We start from the raw sequence: 14,227 nt of genomic DNA on the forward strand, positions 1-14,227 counted from the left end.
AACGCGCGTACTCATTCCCGTACCTGAGTATCCGTACGGTGTTCCGCACCCCGCCCGTCCACCGAGGCTGGCTCGTATGACCTCCCCTGTACGCGCGCTCGCGGTGGACACCGTCGCGGCGAACACCCCCGCCACCCGCGACCGCTATGTCGACCTGCTGCGGGTCGCCTCGCTCGCCACCGTCGTCGCCGGCCACTGGCTGATGGCGGCCGTCACCGGCGGTGCCGACGGCGCCGACGTACGGGTCGGCAACCTGCTCGCCGTTCTGCCGGAGCTGCAACTCCTCACTTGGGCGCTCCAGGTGATGCCGGTCTTCTTCTTCGTCGGCGGGTTCTCGCACGCCCTCTCCTACCGCTCCACCGCCCGCCGCCACCCCGAACGGGCCGTCTACGCGGCCTTTCTACGGGGCCGGTTGCAGCGGCTGCTCCGCCCCACCATGGTGTTCGTCCTGGTGTGGGGCGCCGTCGCGCTCGCCGTCCAACTGCTCGGCGGGGGCGGGGGAGTCACCGGGGTGGCGCTGCGACTGGTGGCCCAGCCGCTCTGGTTCATCGGCATCTACCTGGCGATGGTCGCCTTCACCCCGCCCCTGCTGCGGCTGCACGAACGGTACGGCTGGGGTGCGTTCCTCGGACTGGTCGCGGCCGCCGTCGCGGTGGACGTGCTGCGCTTCGCCCTCGCCGTCCCCTACATCGAGTTCCTGAACTTCGCCTTCGTCTGGCTCGCCGTGCACCAGCTCGGCTTCCTGCGGGCCGACGGGATGATCCGCCGTCCTGCCGTGCTCGCCGCCGCCGGACTCGCCGGGGCCGCCGCCCTGGTGGCCCTCGGACCGTATCCGCTGTCCATGGTGGGGATGCCCGGCGAGAAGGTCTCCAACATGGCCCCGCCGACCCTCGCCCTGCTCTGCCACGGGCTGTGGCTGGTCGGCGCGGTGGAGCTGCTGCGCGGCCCCGGCACCCGGTTCGCGGCGCGGGCGCGGGTGTGGCGGGCCGTGGTGGCCGCCAACGGGATCGCGATGACCGCGTTCCTCTGGCATCTGACCGCGATGCTCGCGGTGTACGGGGCGGCCCTGGCCGCCGGCCTCGCCCTGCCCGCCCCGGCCTCCGCCGCCTGGTGGGCTCAGGTACCCGTGCGGATGGCCGCCGCCGCGCTGCTCACCGGGGTGCTGGTCGCCGCCTTCCGGCGCTTCGAGCAGCCCTTCCCGGCCGGTGCGGCACCCCGGCCCGGTACGGCGCCGCTGGCCGCCGCCGGGGTCGCGCTCAGCCTGTTCGGGGTGCTCGGCCTGTCCATGGCCGGCTTCGGCGGGCTGCTGGAGGGGCACACGGCCCTGCTGCTCGGGGTGCCGGTCACCGCGCCGGTCGCCGTCGCCCTGGCCCTGGGCGGCTGGCTCCTGGTCGAGTGCACCGGACGGGGCCCCGGCGGCACTCCCGCCCCGGACCTAGTCTCCGGTACGGGACCGGGCCCGCTCACCCGCCCGGTCCCGTACCCACTGGGTCAGCGCGGTCGCCGCCGCGGTGAGGAAGACGAAGTTGTAGACGATCTGGAGGATCGTCACCAGCCGGGCCTCCTGCCCGTTCGGGGTGATGTCCCCGAAGCCGACCGTCGCCAGGGTGACCATGGTGTAGTAGAGCCCGTCCAGCCGGGTCTCCAGCCCCACGAACTCCCCGGGATGCTTGGCCAGCGAGTAGTAGCCGCCCGCGAAGACCAGCACCGACAGGCACATCAGCAGCGGGATGGTGATCCCCGGCCGGATGTCGCGCCGCTCGGCCAGCACCGCCCTAATCTGCCGCAGCAGCAGCGCCGCCACCACCGCCATGGCCGCGACGAACACCGTCCAGCTGGCCCCCGGCCGATGCGGGCCCAGCAGGTCCAGCGGCAGGACGAAGTACCCGGTCACCATGACCGCCACCGCCCCGACCGGCCACACCCACCCGCCCCGCCCGTACCCGTGCCGGATCATCGGCCGCCCGCCCCGCGGCCGGGGACCTCCGCTGCCCGGCTCAGCACTTCACGGCCGCCTGGGAGGCGGCGACCGCCTGGTCCAGCGCGGCGAGCTGGGGCCGGATCCGCTTCACCGCCTCGGGGCCGGGGACGCTGCCGGGCAGGGCGTCCACGGCCCGCCGCACCTCCTCGTAGGCGTCCGCCACCGCCCCCGCCCCGGCCCGGCGGATGCCCCGCGCACTCCGCTGGACCAGGCTCACGTCATGCGCGGCGTCCGCGCCGAGGTCGCGCAGCTCGGCCCGGCCCTCCGACCTCGGTCCGAGCGCCGCCAGCCGACCCGCGTCCATCCGCAGCGCGCCCAGGTCGGCGCAGAACGCGTCCACCGCGGCCAGCTCCCGCTGCCGGGCCGTCATCCCGTCCCCCGAGCAGCCGCCGAGCACCAGCCCGGCCAGCGCGGCGCAGAGCAGCCAGGCGGCGGGCAGCGGCGGACGGCGCCGGTTCCGCCCGCCGCGACTCGTCGGTCCTGCGGAGCCGCTGCCATATCCCTCGCCCTGTCCCATGCCCATGCCCTTATGCAAAGCCGGACGGGCCGCCGGTGCGCGCGGGTGCGCCCCGAACGGGTGACGGCGGCCACCAGGGGTCAGACGGGGGTGAGCCCCGGCGCGTCCACCCCGGTGGTGAACGAGGCGGTGGTGGACAGCGTGCCGCCCGGCCGGGTGACCGCCGAGACCGTCTTGAACGCGATGTCCGCACGCTCCTGCCCCAGCCGGACCACCGTGTAGCCGCGCCGCCCGTCGGAGAACTTCAGATGCGGGTTGGCCTCGCTGAGCCGGTGGTGGCTCGCCAGCTTCTGCACCCCGTCCCGGCCGCTGGTCAGCGAGGTGGTCGCGATCTCGGTGCCGACGGTCCGGGACGCCGGATCGTCGAAGTCCGCCTTCAGATCGAAGCCGAACGCCGCGTGCGCGTCACCCGACAGGACCATCAGGTTCTCCACACCCGCCGCCTGCGCCCCGGCCAGCAGCCGCCCCCGGGCCGCCGGATAGCCGTCCCAGGCGTCCATCGACACCGTGTACTCCGCCGCCGTGGAGCTGCGCCGCTGGGCGAACACCACCTGCTGCGGCACCACCTTCCACACCGCGGGCGAGTCCTTCCAGCCGTCCAGCAGCCACCGCTCCTGCTCGGCCCCGGTCATCGTCCGCGCCGGGTCCTGCGACTCCGGCCCCGGGCGGCGCCAGCCGTCCCCGTACGCCTGGTCCGAGCGGTACTGCCGGGTGTCCAGCACGTCGAACTGCGCCAGCCGGCCGTACCGCAGCCGCCGGTAGAGCCGCATGTCCGCGCCGGCCGGCTGCTGCGGCGCGCGCAGCGGCAGGTTCTCCCAGTACGCCCGGTAGGCCGCGGCCCGCCGCACCAGGAACTCCTCCGGCGGCACCCCGTTCTCGGCCACGGCGCCCGCGTAGTTGTTCTCCGTCTCGTGGTCGTCCCAGGTGACGACGAAGGGGTGCGCGGCGTGCGCGGCCCGCAGATCGGCGTCGTTCTTGTACAGCGCGTACCGCAGCCGGTAGTCCTCCAGCGTCACGGTCTCCTTGTTGAAGTGCGCCGGCAGGACGCGGTCGGTGTAGCCGCGGTGCCCGCCGGCCGAGTCCACCCCGTACTCGTAGATGTAGTCGCCCAGGTGCACCACCAGGTCCAGGTCCTCGTCGGCCAGATGGCGGTACGCGGTGTAGTAGCCGTCGAAGTAGGCGGCGCAGGCCACCGCCGCGAAGCGCACCCCGGACAGATACGAGGCGTTCGCCGCCGGGGCCGTGCGCGTCCGCCCGGGCGGGCTGATCCAGGTGCCGGCCCGGAAGCGGTACCAGTACGTCCGGCCCGCGTCCAGCCCGGACACCTCCACCCGCACACTGTGCGCGTACTCGGGGTGGGCGGTGGTCGTCCCGCTGCGCACCACCGCGTAGAACAGCTCGTCCAGCGCCACCTCCCAGCGCACCTCGACGCGCTCGGCGGGCAGTCCGCCGTCCGGTTCGTACGGGCTCGGGGCCAGCCGCGTCCACAGCAGCACCGACTCCGGCAGCGGGTCCCCGGAGGCGACCCCGAGGGTGAACGGATCCCGGTCGATGCGGCGCGCGTCCAGCTCGCGGGCGGCGGCCGCGCCGGCGGCCGGGAGGTCCGTGGTGAAGGCGAGCGCGGCGGCGGCGCTCGCGAGGGTCAGGAAGCGGCGGCGGCCCAGCTGCCGGGCGGCGGCCCGCAGCTCTGGCGGTTCAGTCGTCTGAGTCGTCATAACGCAACCGGTATGCCCGCTTCCGCACCCTTCTCCGATCCGGCATCCGAGTGGTCTGACCCTCCGTCACCTCTCCTCCCCTTCCCCGGATACCCGGTGCACCCGCCCACCCCCCGGCCCTAGATTGACCCCATGAGCAACCTTGACCGCCAGGCCGTCCCCTCCGTCTGCGGAGGGCGCGGCTTCGTCGTCGCCGAACCGGTGCGGGAACTCCTCAGCCCGCGCCGCGTGTCCCTGGGCGAGTCCACCGAGGTCCGGCGCCTGCTGCCCAACCTCGGCCGCCGGATGGTCGGCGCCTGGGCGTTCGTCGACCACTACGGGCCCGACGACATCGCCGACGAGCCGGGCATGCAGGTGCCGCCGCACCCGCACATGGGCCTGCAGACGGTGAGCTGGCTGCACGAGGGCGAGGTGCTGCACCGCGACAGCACCGGCAGTCTGCAGACCATCCGCCCCCGCGAACTGGGCCTGATGACCTCCGGCCGGGCGATCTCCCACTCCGAGGAGAGCCCCCGCCCGCACGCCCGCTACCTCCACGGCGCCCAGCTCTGGGTCGCCCTCCCCGACGCCCACCGCCATGTCGACCCCCACTTCCAGCACCACGCCGACCTGCCCACGGTCACCGCCCCCGGCCTCACCGCCACCGTGATCCTCGGCGACCTCGACGGCGCCGAGTCCCCGGGCACCGCCTACACCCCCCTCGTCGGCGCCGACCTCGCCCTGACCCGCTCCACCGAGACCAGCCTCCCGCTGCGCTCCGACTGGGAGTACGCCGTCCTCGCCATGTCCGGCGAGGCCCATGTGGACGGCGTCCCCGTGCTGCCCGGCTCCATGCTCTACCTCGGCTGCGGCCGCACCGCCCTCCCGCTGCGCGCCGAATCCGACGCCGGGCTGATGCTCCTGGGCGGCGAGCCGTTCGAGGAGGAGATCGTCATGTGGTGGAACTTCGTGGGCCGTTCCCACGAGGACATCGAACGCGCCCGCGCCGACTGGATGACCGGCACCCGCTTCGGCGAGGTGCACGGCTACGACGGCGGCCGCCTGCCGGCGCCGGAACTGCCGCCGGTGGCGCTGAAGCCGCGGGGGAGGGTGCGCTGACCTGCGGTTACGGTGGAGTGATCGCCGATGTCGCCCGGTGCGCTGCCGCGGCCGCAGGTGATGTCGCTGGCCGGCCCTTGCGGGGCCGGCTGCGGAGTGCGCTCCACCTCGTCCGAGGGAGGCCGCGATGAGCGACTGCGCCAAGCAGCTGCTTTACATCCCGGCCGTGGCCGCGCTCATCGGTGCTCTCTACTACGGCGGGATGCCCTGATGAACGCCATCCTGACACCAACCACCGCGGCTCCGTCGGACCCGTACCTCTTGCCGGTGACGGCTGGAGCCTGTGACCCGGCGATCCGGCCGAATGGCTAGGAGTGGGCGAGCGGCCGCTGCGAGCGGTGCAAAGACAAGCAGGAATTTCACACCAGATCCGGAGCCGCGTCCGTCGAACTCGAGGCGTCGGCTCCGGTACCATCTGTCTGCCCTTCACGCGGAGCTGGGATCAGAGCGTCCGGAAGGTACGGGAGATGGGAGTGACGCAGGTAGTCCATCGCCTGTTCGACTGACGGATCATGGTCGAAGTGCTCCTTGAAGTACTGTAGGCGACCCTTGCTCTCGTCGATCAGCTCCGACCATGTCTTGACCCAGACACGGACGGTGTATTCGTTCTCCTTCAGATCCCAGATGCATCCCCGGGGCCTTCCGGCCTGCCTGGCCTCCGCTCGCAGGACCTTACTCATCTCCGAAGTCACGAGCCAGAAGTCCCACTCGGCCCTGACATCCGCGAACTGGGCGTCCTCGACTACGGCGAGCGCGTAGCTCTTGATCTGCTGGAGCTCCTTGTCACCCACTTTGACTTTGGGTGCCTTCAGTTCCACGACCAGATGCTGTTGCCGGTCGTGCTCGCGCCTGGCTCTCGACAGCATCAGGTCGACGATCCCCACCGATCCATCCTGCCGGTAGACGGGCTGCGGGCTTCGGTTGTCTCGCCCAATGAGGTCGAGATGTCGGTCGAGCACCTGGTCGAGAGAGCGATCGCTGACGAGCAGCTGGTAGTGCTCGCCGAACACCCATGTCTCGTTTTCAAGGATCTTGTGGAGCTGTGACCTCTCCTTAACGAGCTTCTTGGCTTCGGGATCGAAGACCATGTGGGAGAGGGCCGCGAGAAAGTCCAGCCTGTCCGCCACGCTCGTGGACGCCCTGATGATGCTCGACAGGCTCGTACGGTTGAGCAGGCGATCGAGCTCCGACTTGTCGTCGCTCGTGAGCCGGAAGACCTCGTCGAGGATCCGGTTCACGTTGCTCGGCTGGTGCTTGACCGATTCGCGCAGCAGGGCAAGCGTAGCTTTCATGTGCTTCGCGGTCCGGGGCATATGGCGGTGAATGGTGGACGCCACGATGTCGAACGTCTCCCGCTCGACCTTCTCGGCCTCGCTCGTCGGCTCGGCGCCGTACGGGTAGAGGCCGGCGCCCTTCCACTGGTCGACCACCTCCTTACGGCGTTCCACGGCCCGCTGCCGGAAGTACGACCTCAGGTGGTGACGGGTGGCGGCCAGAAGAGAGGCCACCGGACCGTCGGATGCTTCGCCTAGCAGAAAGTCGCCCCGATGTTCCGTCATCCGATCCCAGAGAACATAGGTGGTGAAGTCGAACCCGGGCGCCTGGATTCTCGTCTCCGTGATGTCAACGGGGACGCCAAGGGCATCGCATAGGTGGAGTTCGCGTTCCACCCGCATGTCCCATTCGATGATCCGGACGACGGCGGTCTCCGCAGCACCGTCGTGCTCAAATTCGATGCGCTCCTCGGACTGTTTCTGGATTACCGCGGTGGGGTCGATCTTCTCCCCGTCGTAAACGATCTCGACCTGGGGATACCTGGCCAGGTACGGAGCGAACTCCGTCGTCAGTTGACTCCGGGCTCGATCGGCGGTGAGACGGTCCAGAACCCCAGACTGCCGGCCCCATGCCTCGACCAGCGTTCCCGCCGGTTCCTCCGTGGGCGCGGAGTCGCCGATCTGAAAGTCGTTGCGCGACGCGTTGTGCGCTGTCACCGTTGTCTTCCGCAGGCCGTTGATTCCCTTGGCGACGGTGGTCCACCTGATGAAGGCGCCGAGGGCGAACGCGCGCAGACGGCCTTGGCCCGCACGGCCGTGCAAGGCGCGGCCGCCGACCGTGGTGTGGCTGTGCTTCTTCCACGAACCACCGATCTTCTCGAAAGCGGTCGTGCAGCCCTCAGGGGTGATGCCCTCCCCGTCGTCCGCGATCTTGATCTTGTCCACCGCACCAGTGGTCGACCGCTCGACGGTCACCGTGACCCTGGTGGCGTCGGCGTCCAGCGCGTTCCAGACAAGTTCCTTCACGGCCCCTACCGGGTCGTGCTCCTTCGCGAGGCGCTCGACATGGTCCTCCGCCGCTTCCAGGTGCACACGTCTCATCGCGCCAGTTTCGCAGGGCTTGATCACTCTGGGTAGAGGGCCTTTCAGCTCCTTGTCAGGCCCTCCGCTGGCTCGGATGTGCGTCACCGCGGGCCAGGGATTCCCTCCTCAGCCTGGCGAGAGCCGGTGTCAGAACTGTCACCGACAGTTTCCGGCCACATGCCGATGGACAGCTTCATCGCCACGGTGGACGCCGGGTGGCCCGCCGTTTGTCCGGCACGGCAAGAGCAAGGTCCGAATCGACGAGCGCAGCTCCTGTGCCTCTGCGGACTACCTCGCATCCATCCCGGCCGTCACCGCGCGCTTGGTCGACTTCACCGCCCCACCACCCGGCGGTGGCGCCCGGCCCGCCCCGACGCGGTGGCACCATCGGCACCGCCGTGCCCCGGCATCCTGGCCCAGTGGCCTTGAGGCCCAATCTCAGATGAGGTGCAGATTGGGGGCTTGCGCGGCGTCTGCGTACTCATCCAGGGCCACCACCGTCACCCCGGAGGCTTCGAGGAACCCGGTGCCGTCGGCGTCTGTGACGAAGGTGTCGGGTTCGCTCCAGGCGGTGACGACACGGCGGAGGCCGCTGTCCCGGATCAGCCGGGCGCAGGGTCGGGGACGGGAGGCTCGCTTGGCGCAGGGCTCCAGGGAGCTGTAGATCGTGGAGGTGGCCAAGCGTGTGTCCTGGGCTGGGAGCTTGGCGAGAGCGGCCTCCTCGGCGTGATCGTGGGGGTCGCTTTCGCGGGAGTAGCCGCGGGCGAGTTCGGTTCCGTCTGCTGCGACGATGACCGCCCCCACGCTGAAGGCAGTCGTCGAGGGCGGGCAGAGGGCGGCCAGCTCACACGCAAGAGCGAGCCAGTCGCGGTCTGCGGCGTTGGGTGTGCGGCCGGTGCCGGGGGCGCCGGCTGCGGGAGTGGTGCTCATCGAGCCTCCGCCGAGGTGTCCTTGGGGGCGTACCTCAGGAGTACCACGTCGCCGATCCGGCGGGACTCCAGCAGGCGGAGGCGGGCGGTGGGGCCGCCGGGGTAGCCGACCGGTCCGAGCATGCGCACCGCGTCCGGCTGTCCGACCAGGAGTGGGGCGATGACGAGTTGGAGTTCGTCGGCGAGACCCGCTTCGAGGAGCTGCGTGTGGACGGTGCCGCCGCCTTCGACCATGAGGCGCTGCACGCCGTAGACATCGCCGAGGATGTCGAGCGCGGTCGGCCATGTGGCTTCGGCCGGGATGAGCTGGACGATGGCCAGGTCACCGAGGTTGGCCTGGGCCTTGCTCCTGGCAGCGTCGCCCACGGCCAGGACGAGCTTGTCACCGCCGTGGTGCCAGAATTTCCAGTCGGGGTTGAGATCACCCGTTCCGGTGACGGTGACCTTCAGGGGGTACTCGGACCGACCGGCGGCCGTTCGGGCCGCTCTGCGTTCTGCCGAGTTGACCAGGAGACGGGGGTTGTCGGCACGAAGGGTTCCGGTGCCGACCAGGATGGCGTCGACGCCGGCCCGAACGGAGTCGACACGGTCGAAGTCTTCCTTGTTCGAGAGCAGGAGCCGGTCCTCGCCGGGTCGCGTGTCGAGGTAGCCGTCGATCGAGACGGCAGCGGACAGCAGCACGTATGGGCGGGACACGTCATCTCCAGGAAGGGTGCGTCGGCGGGTCAAGCGGGATGCAGGACGATGCGGTCGAGCGCGGCTCGGAACTCGGCGACGCCGTCCTCTGCAGCTGCCGGCGCCAGCACCTGGTCGAGCCGGTCGAGCTGACCGAAGATCCGCGCGGAACCGGTCTCGGCGGCGATCCCCACCGCCTGCACACCGATGCGGGCGGCCAGGGTCGCGTTGCCGGTGCCCGCATGAGCGCGGGCAGCACGGGCGAGGTAGACACCGCGGTCCCGGCGGTAGACGGGAGGAAGTGCGGCGATGGCGGTGTCGAAACCGGCCGCGGCCTGCTCGTAGTCGCCGAGTGCGGCCAAGGAACGAGCCCGGGCGGTCCTGACGTAGGCTGCGTCGAGCCAGGACCCCCAGACGCCGTCGGTACCGGCGCGGTCCAGCAGCGTGAGGGCGAGGTCGTACGCCCTGTGGGCTTGGGTTCCTTCACCGAGTACGGCATGCGCGTGGGCCCCGTGCAAGACGGCGATCACTTCGACTCGGCTCCCGCTACGGGCGGTTCGCCGAGCGGCGGCTGCGAGGCCGAGGGCATCGGCCGGGTGCCCGGTGTCGACCGCGAGCTGGGCCTTGCGGGCGAGGACGTATGCGGTGAGGTCGGTGTCGCCGGTGATGTGCGAGGTGTCGAGTGCCCTCGCTGTGTGACCTTGGGCGGTGCGCTCGTCTCCTATGTCCTGGGCGAACCAGCCGGCCAGCTCCTGGAATCGCGTCTCCAGAGAGAGGAGCCTCAGGACATCAGTGCCGCGCGCGGCTCGGCGTCTGGTGGCGAGCGAGACAAGGTGTTGCTGGAGCGCGGGGAGCACGTGCCGGGGGCCGATGAGGTTGTCGGTCTGGACCATCACCCGGCGAAGCTGCGTGAAGTGCTCGAAGGGGGAATCCATGTCGGCGATTTCCGTGGCGGCCGCCCCGGCCGGGATGGCCGTCGCGGCCAGGCCGGCGAGGCCGGAGGCGAGGACGACACGGCGGGGCACGGGCACGAAGAAGATCCTTCCATGGATGCGGGCGGGAACGACGACCGTATCCACGTCGCCTCCCGGAGAGACTGCCTGGCTGGACGCGTCCCCTGCCAGGGGCACCAGGTCGTTGACCCCATGGCCCCGCACATTGGCCCCATGAGGCGCTGCCCCGGCTCTGGACACCGGCCCGGAGACACCCTGGGGAGCCTCCCGCTCCGCTTCATCCCAGCAGCGAACCAATGCACCGGCCGCGTCAAGAGCCCTGTCGAGAGCCATGGCCGCGTGCCGCGGGACGGGGCGCTCGGCGCGCTCGAAGCGCCCGAGATGGGAGCGGTCGATCAATGCCCTGCGGGCGAGCACCTGCTGCGTCAGGCCACGGGCCTGACGGAACTGGCGTAGCTCGTAGCCCCAGCGATGCCACGGGCCGGCATGTGGAGTCAGTTCGTTCGGCTGCTGTCCCACACTTCCCCTCCCGTGACTTCCGCTTTCCATTCAGACCGATTCCGATTCCGATTGCGTCGGCAGGTCTCATGGAGCCCCAAGGGGCCAGCCTGCAGGGCCCCATCCTGAGGGCTCCCAACCAGGGTTGTGGAGCGTTCTCATCATTGGTGCGAGCTGACCACGGTATCCGAACGACCCCCATGCCGGCCCTGAATCACGTCAGCGCCGACAGGGCAGCTCGCAGCTTCGCCTTGAACGCTCCAGAGAGGAGGACTTCGATGTCCGCTACCGCGACGGTGGCCGATACCGCCTCACACGAACAGGATGGCGCTGACGCTTTCACCGAAGCATCGGCGCCAGGTAGGCCGCGCCAGTGCGCTGCGAGCATCGCGCTGGCGTCCCAGCTGCTTGCCGGACACCAGGAGCCCTGCTCCGCCCAGAAGTTGTCACCCATGTCAGATCTTCTCCGAGGTGGGCGGCCTGTTGAGCCCCTCCACGACATGCTCAACACGATCTTCGACCGGGCCGCTGCTGCTTCCGATCACGAACAGGGTGAGTTGACGGTATGCCTGGGCGACACCGCCAGGAAGCTCGCGACCGCGGTCGTGGAGTGTGTCGGACATGAACTGCTCTGGTACGTGGCCAAGTTGCTCTCTCGCGCCGCCGCACTCGTCACAGGCAGCAGCGCGGTCCCCGATGCCGACGGCTGGTCACACCTGCGCCGGCTCGCGGTCGTTTTCGACGGACTGCTTGAGGTCCTCCTGAAGGGGACACCCATGGAGGTGCGACCTTGACCACGGTCCTGAACACGGGAACGTACGGGGCGCCGCGCCATCAGTCCTTCGTCGCGCGGATTCCCTCTGTACTGCCGGCGGTTGCAGACGTAAGGCGCCGGTTGCAGCAGCAGCTGCTGATCTGGGCTTGTCCGAAGAACACGGACCTCGTCGTCCTCGTGGCCCATGAGCTGGTGGCCAACGCGGTTCGGCACGGGTGTCGGCATGCGCGGGAAGAGGTGCGGCTGGTGGTGCACCGCATGGGTAACCGGCTGCTCATCACCGTCGAGGACCCCTCCCCGGCCGTACCGCTGCCGCGTCCGGTGACAGACGACGCTCTGGACGGCCGCGGGCTCCCGCTGATCGATGCCGTAGCGGCTTCCTGGGGGTACCGCTTGAACGAGGGGGGCGTCGGCAAGAAGGTCTGGTGCTTGGTCATCACGGACGCATCGCAGCCCTGACCTGCAGGTGTCAGGCCGCTGGAGGTCACCGCCGTGGATGCTCCCCTCGACCGGCTGCCGTCACCCTCTCCGCAGCGGGGACTGACGCCAGCTGAAGGAACGTGTCCGACGCGGTGGTTACCGCCACACCATCCGGCTCATCTCTGGATATGCCCCCTGAACCGTGGAGTTACCCATGTTCCCCCCTGTGTACGGCGAGGTGTTCTCGTCGAATGAAGAGCTACGTGACGCCTTACGGGCGGCGGACATCGAGTGCCGGGACCCGACCCTGGTGGCGAACGACGTCTGCCATGCCGAGGACGGCACGATCTGCGTCGCTGCGATCCGCATCAGCGTGGTAAAGGCGGTCTCGGCCCGGCAGCCGGTGATGGGGACGCCCGGCCCGGATGCCGATCGGGGTCGCTGTCTGCTGCTGGTCGAGGCCCTGTCGGATCAGTGGGGGTCCGACCTGGAAGTGAAGGCGACATGAGCATGGCTGCCGCATCGTCGCCGTATCTGCCGCCCGCTGGCCAGGTGGCTTGGGTGGAGATCGATGAGGGCTGGAGCGCCGTGTCGCTTCCCGGCATGTGGGGCGCGCTCGTCGTAGACGTTCTCGCCGACGCTGCCGGCCCGGTCCTCGAAGACCCCAGCTGCTTACGGTTGATCTGGCCGCTGCCGCCCGGCGGCACTGCGGATTGGCCGGATGCGAGCGGGGGCAGAGTCCGGTGCCACGGCATCGGGGACGGCTTCCTCGTGCCGGGCCCCGGCGGCTACCACCCCGGCACCCGGTGGGTCCGGCCCCCTGACGGTCGTCGCCCGGTGTTCACCAGCCCCGTTCTGCTGCGGGCTGCGATCGAGGCTGTCGCCGGGCCGCCGGCCGAACTCCACGCGCGCGGGCCCCTCGTCGTGTGCTCGTCCTGCCGGGCGACGACCCGGGACCCGGCCCGCTGGACGTGGCGGGAGAGCCTGTCCGGGCCCGGGATGTCCACCTACACCTGCCGGGCCTGCTGGGCCGACCTGTGCCGCGGCGGCCCTGGCCGTCACCTCCACCTCGTCCGAGGGGGACCGCGATGAGTGACGGCACTAAGCAACTGCTGTACGTCCTGGCCTTTGGCCGAGCCTTTCGGCGCCCTCACCTACGGCGTGATACTCCGATGAGTCCCACCTGGACACCCAGCACCGCGGATCCATCGGCCCCGTACCTCTCCGCAGCCGTACCGGACCGGGGCGCCAGCGGTCCCGTGGCGGTGTCCGCGGCCGGCGACCGGGCGGTTCGGCCGGACGGCCAGGAGTGGGTGCACGGCCGCTGCTGGCGGTGCGATGACTACGAGTCACCGGTGATGTGGATCGGGGACGCCCAGAACGCGGATTTCGGCCATGCCCCGATCTACTTCTGCGAGCAGTGCGCCCGCCGGTTCACCGCGCTGATACGCGCCCACGCCCTCGGCACCCGCCCTCCACCGCCGTCCCGGGCGCCCTCGGCCCCGGCCGCGGGCGAGCACAACACACCCGCCTCCTGGAGGTCTACATGACCGAACGCCCGACGATCACCAAGCACGAGGAAGGGCTGACCGGCTCTCTGGGTGTCGAGCAGGGGCGCCTCACTCTGCTCGGCGACATGCCGGCCACCCTGCGCCCCTGGATGGCGCCGGACAACGCCCCGTCTGTGACTCGCGCCTGCGACAAGGCACCGGGCCGGCCCTCCGACCTGGTCGGCCTCTGCGAGGCCGAGGGCGTCACCTACCGGATGCGCACGCGGGAGGAGATCGTCGGGCTGCTCGACCCCGGCCTGGTCCCCATCTCCCGCTGGCCCGAGCACCCGCTGGAAGCGTGGGACAGGGGCCGGTCCGCCGGGTGTGCCGGCGTCACCATCAGGACGCTCAGGAAATCGCCGCGAATCACGGGAGAGGCGTGATGGACGACGAATCCCCCTGGGAGCGGTACGCGGCGCGGGTCACCGGACTCCGGGAGGGGCTGGACGAGCAGGACCGGGGCCTGACGGAGTTTGAGCGGCGGCTGCTGCGGGTCCTCGCAGTCGGCGAAGAGTTCGGTCGGGCGGCGGAGGCGGTGCGCGAGATGGTGGGCGTGTCCTCGCGGCCGCTCAGGGCCGCCCGGTCGTGGTCGGACGTGCGCATGGGGCTGTGTGGGGCGATCACTACCGCGCTGATCGCCCTGGACACCATCAGCGGTGATCCGGTCGGCCTGCTGAACGACCACCTCAATCAACGAGCCGACCGGGCACGGCCGCACCGGACGCCCGAGCCATAGACCCGGGCTGCGAGACCCCGCCC

12 protein-coding genes and 2 pseudogenes are annotated in these 14,227 nt (G+C 70.6%); 7 read left to right on the forward strand and 7 right to left on the reverse strand.

The annotated features are described in order from the left end of the window. Positions 1-76 precede the first annotated feature (76 nt). Positions 77-1,411, forward strand: a pseudogene (locus tag ABZ945_RS19030) (acyltransferase family protein); the annotation flags it as partial. 24 nt (positions 1,412-1,435) lie between these two features. On the opposite strand, the gene ABZ945_RS19035 reads toward ABZ945_RS19030, so the two are convergent. The 3 genes from ABZ945_RS19035 to ABZ945_RS19045 all read right to left on the reverse strand — a co-directional run bounded on the left by ABZ945_RS19035 (position 1,436) and on the right by ABZ945_RS19045 (position 4,213). Next, on the reverse strand, positions 1,436-1,957 hold the full coding sequence (locus ABZ945_RS19035; RefSeq protein ID WP_361270611.1) for a potassium channel family protein: 522 nt from the start codon (positions 1,955-1,957) through the stop codon (positions 1,436-1,438). Positions 1,958-1,997: 40 nt separating this feature from the next. Beyond that, the gene (locus ABZ945_RS19040; protein ID WP_361270614.1) at positions 1,998-2,504 is read right to left on the reverse strand and encodes a hypothetical protein; all 507 of its coding nucleotides are present in this window, start codon (positions 2,502-2,504) and stop codon (positions 1,998-2,000) included. A 74-nt stretch (positions 2,505-2,578) separates the two neighbouring features. Beyond that, entirely contained in the window at positions 2,579-4,213 is a 1,635-nt protein-coding gene (locus ABZ945_RS19045; protein WP_361270616.1) for an alkaline phosphatase D family protein, read from the reverse strand. 132 nt (positions 4,214-4,345) lie between these two features. On the opposite strand from ABZ945_RS19045, the gene ABZ945_RS19050 reads away from it, so the two are divergent. Beyond that, positions 4,346-5,311 carry a pirin family protein gene (locus ABZ945_RS19050; RefSeq protein ID WP_361270619.1) on the forward strand — a complete coding sequence of 322 codons (966 nt, stop codon included), beginning with the start codon at positions 4,346-4,348 and terminating at the stop codon, positions 5,309-5,311. A gap of 359 nt (positions 5,312-5,670) precedes the next feature. Here ABZ945_RS19050 and ABZ945_RS19055 read toward each other — a convergent pair whose 3' ends face one another. The 4 genes and pseudogenes from ABZ945_RS19055 to ABZ945_RS19070 form a co-directional block, all read right to left on the reverse strand. Next, the gene (locus tag ABZ945_RS19055; protein WP_361270622.1) at positions 5,671-7,686 is read right to left on the reverse strand and encodes an ATP-binding protein; all 2,016 of its coding nucleotides are present in this window, start codon (positions 7,684-7,686) and stop codon (positions 5,671-5,673) included. Between the two features lie 420 nt (positions 7,687-8,106). Further along, a pseudogene (locus ABZ945_RS19060) lies at positions 8,107-9,293 on the reverse strand (dihydrofolate reductase family protein). 29 nt (positions 9,294-9,322) lie between these two features. Then, complete coding sequence (locus ABZ945_RS19065) at positions 9,323-10,744, reverse strand: helix-turn-helix transcriptional regulator (RefSeq protein WP_361270625.1); 1,422 nt, start codon at positions 10,742-10,744, stop codon at positions 9,323-9,325. A 193-nt stretch (positions 10,745-10,937) separates the two neighbouring features. Continuing rightward, a complete protein-coding gene (locus tag ABZ945_RS19070) occupies positions 10,938-11,177 on the reverse strand; it encodes a hypothetical protein (RefSeq protein ID WP_361270627.1) in 240 nt (79 codons plus the stop codon). Between the two features lie 46 nt (positions 11,178-11,223). Here ABZ945_RS19070 and ABZ945_RS19075 point away from each other — a divergent pair, with 46 nt between their 5' ends. From ABZ945_RS19075 to ABZ945_RS19095, 5 genes are all read left to right on the forward strand, one after another. After that, positions 11,224-11,517, forward strand: coding sequence for a hypothetical protein (locus ABZ945_RS19075; protein ID WP_361270628.1), 294 nt, complete (start codon positions 11,224-11,226; stop codon positions 11,515-11,517). Further along, on the forward strand, positions 11,514-11,957 hold the full coding sequence (locus tag ABZ945_RS19080) for an ATP-binding protein (protein WP_361270630.1): 444 nt from the start codon (positions 11,514-11,516) through the stop codon (positions 11,955-11,957). Before ABZ945_RS19075 ends, ABZ945_RS19080 begins: the two co-directional genes overlap by 4 nt. A gap of 187 nt (positions 11,958-12,144) precedes the next feature. After that, the gene (locus ABZ945_RS19085) at positions 12,145-12,426 is read left to right on the forward strand and encodes a hypothetical protein (protein ID WP_361270632.1); all 282 of its coding nucleotides are present in this window, start codon (positions 12,145-12,147) and stop codon (positions 12,424-12,426) included. 1,038 nt (positions 12,427-13,464) lie between these two features. Further along, on the forward strand, positions 13,465-13,851 hold the full coding sequence (locus ABZ945_RS19090) for a hypothetical protein (RefSeq protein ID WP_361270635.1): 387 nt from the start codon (positions 13,465-13,467) through the stop codon (positions 13,849-13,851). After that, on the forward strand, positions 13,851-14,204 hold the full coding sequence (locus ABZ945_RS19095) for a hypothetical protein (RefSeq protein WP_361270637.1): 354 nt from the start codon (positions 13,851-13,853) through the stop codon (positions 14,202-14,204). Before ABZ945_RS19090 ends, ABZ945_RS19095 begins: the two co-directional genes overlap by 1 nt. Positions 14,205-14,227: the final 23 nt, after the last annotated feature.

This window comes from Streptomyces sp. NPDC046887, from assembly GCF_040644755.1.
GTDB lineage: Bacteria > Actinomycetota > Actinomycetes > Streptomycetales > Streptomycetaceae > Streptomyces > Streptomyces lichenis.

Coding starts and splice junctions, on each gene's coding strand:
- ABZ945_RS19035 (WP_361270611.1), bottom strand. CDS start 1,957: ATGATCCGGCACGGGTACGGGCGGGGCGGGTGGGTGTGGCCGGTCGGG.
- ABZ945_RS19040 (WP_361270614.1), bottom strand. CDS start 2,504: ATGGGCATGGGACAGGGCGAGGGATATGGCAGCGGCTCCGCAGGACCG.
- ABZ945_RS19045 (WP_361270616.1), bottom strand. CDS start 4,213: ATGACGACTCAGACGACTGAACCGCCAGAGCTGCGGGCCGCCGCCCGG.
- ABZ945_RS19050 (WP_361270619.1), top strand. CDS start 4,346: ATGAGCAACCTTGACCGCCAGGCCGTCCCCTCCGTCTGCGGAGGGCGC.
- ABZ945_RS19055 (WP_361270622.1), bottom strand. CDS start 7,686: ATGAGACGTGTGCACCTGGAAGCGGCGGAGGACCATGTCGAGCGCCTC.
- ABZ945_RS19070 (WP_361270627.1), bottom strand. CDS start 11,177: ATGGGTGACAACTTCTGGGCGGAGCAGGGCTCCTGGTGTCCGGCAAGC.
- ABZ945_RS19075 (WP_361270628.1), top strand. CDS start 11,224: ATGCTCAACACGATCTTCGACCGGGCCGCTGCTGCTTCCGATCACGAA.
- ABZ945_RS19090 (WP_361270635.1), top strand. CDS start 13,465: ATGACCGAACGCCCGACGATCACCAAGCACGAGGAAGGGCTGACCGGC.
- ABZ945_RS19095 (WP_361270637.1), top strand. CDS start 13,851: ATGGACGACGAATCCCCCTGGGAGCGGTACGCGGCGCGGGTCACCGGA.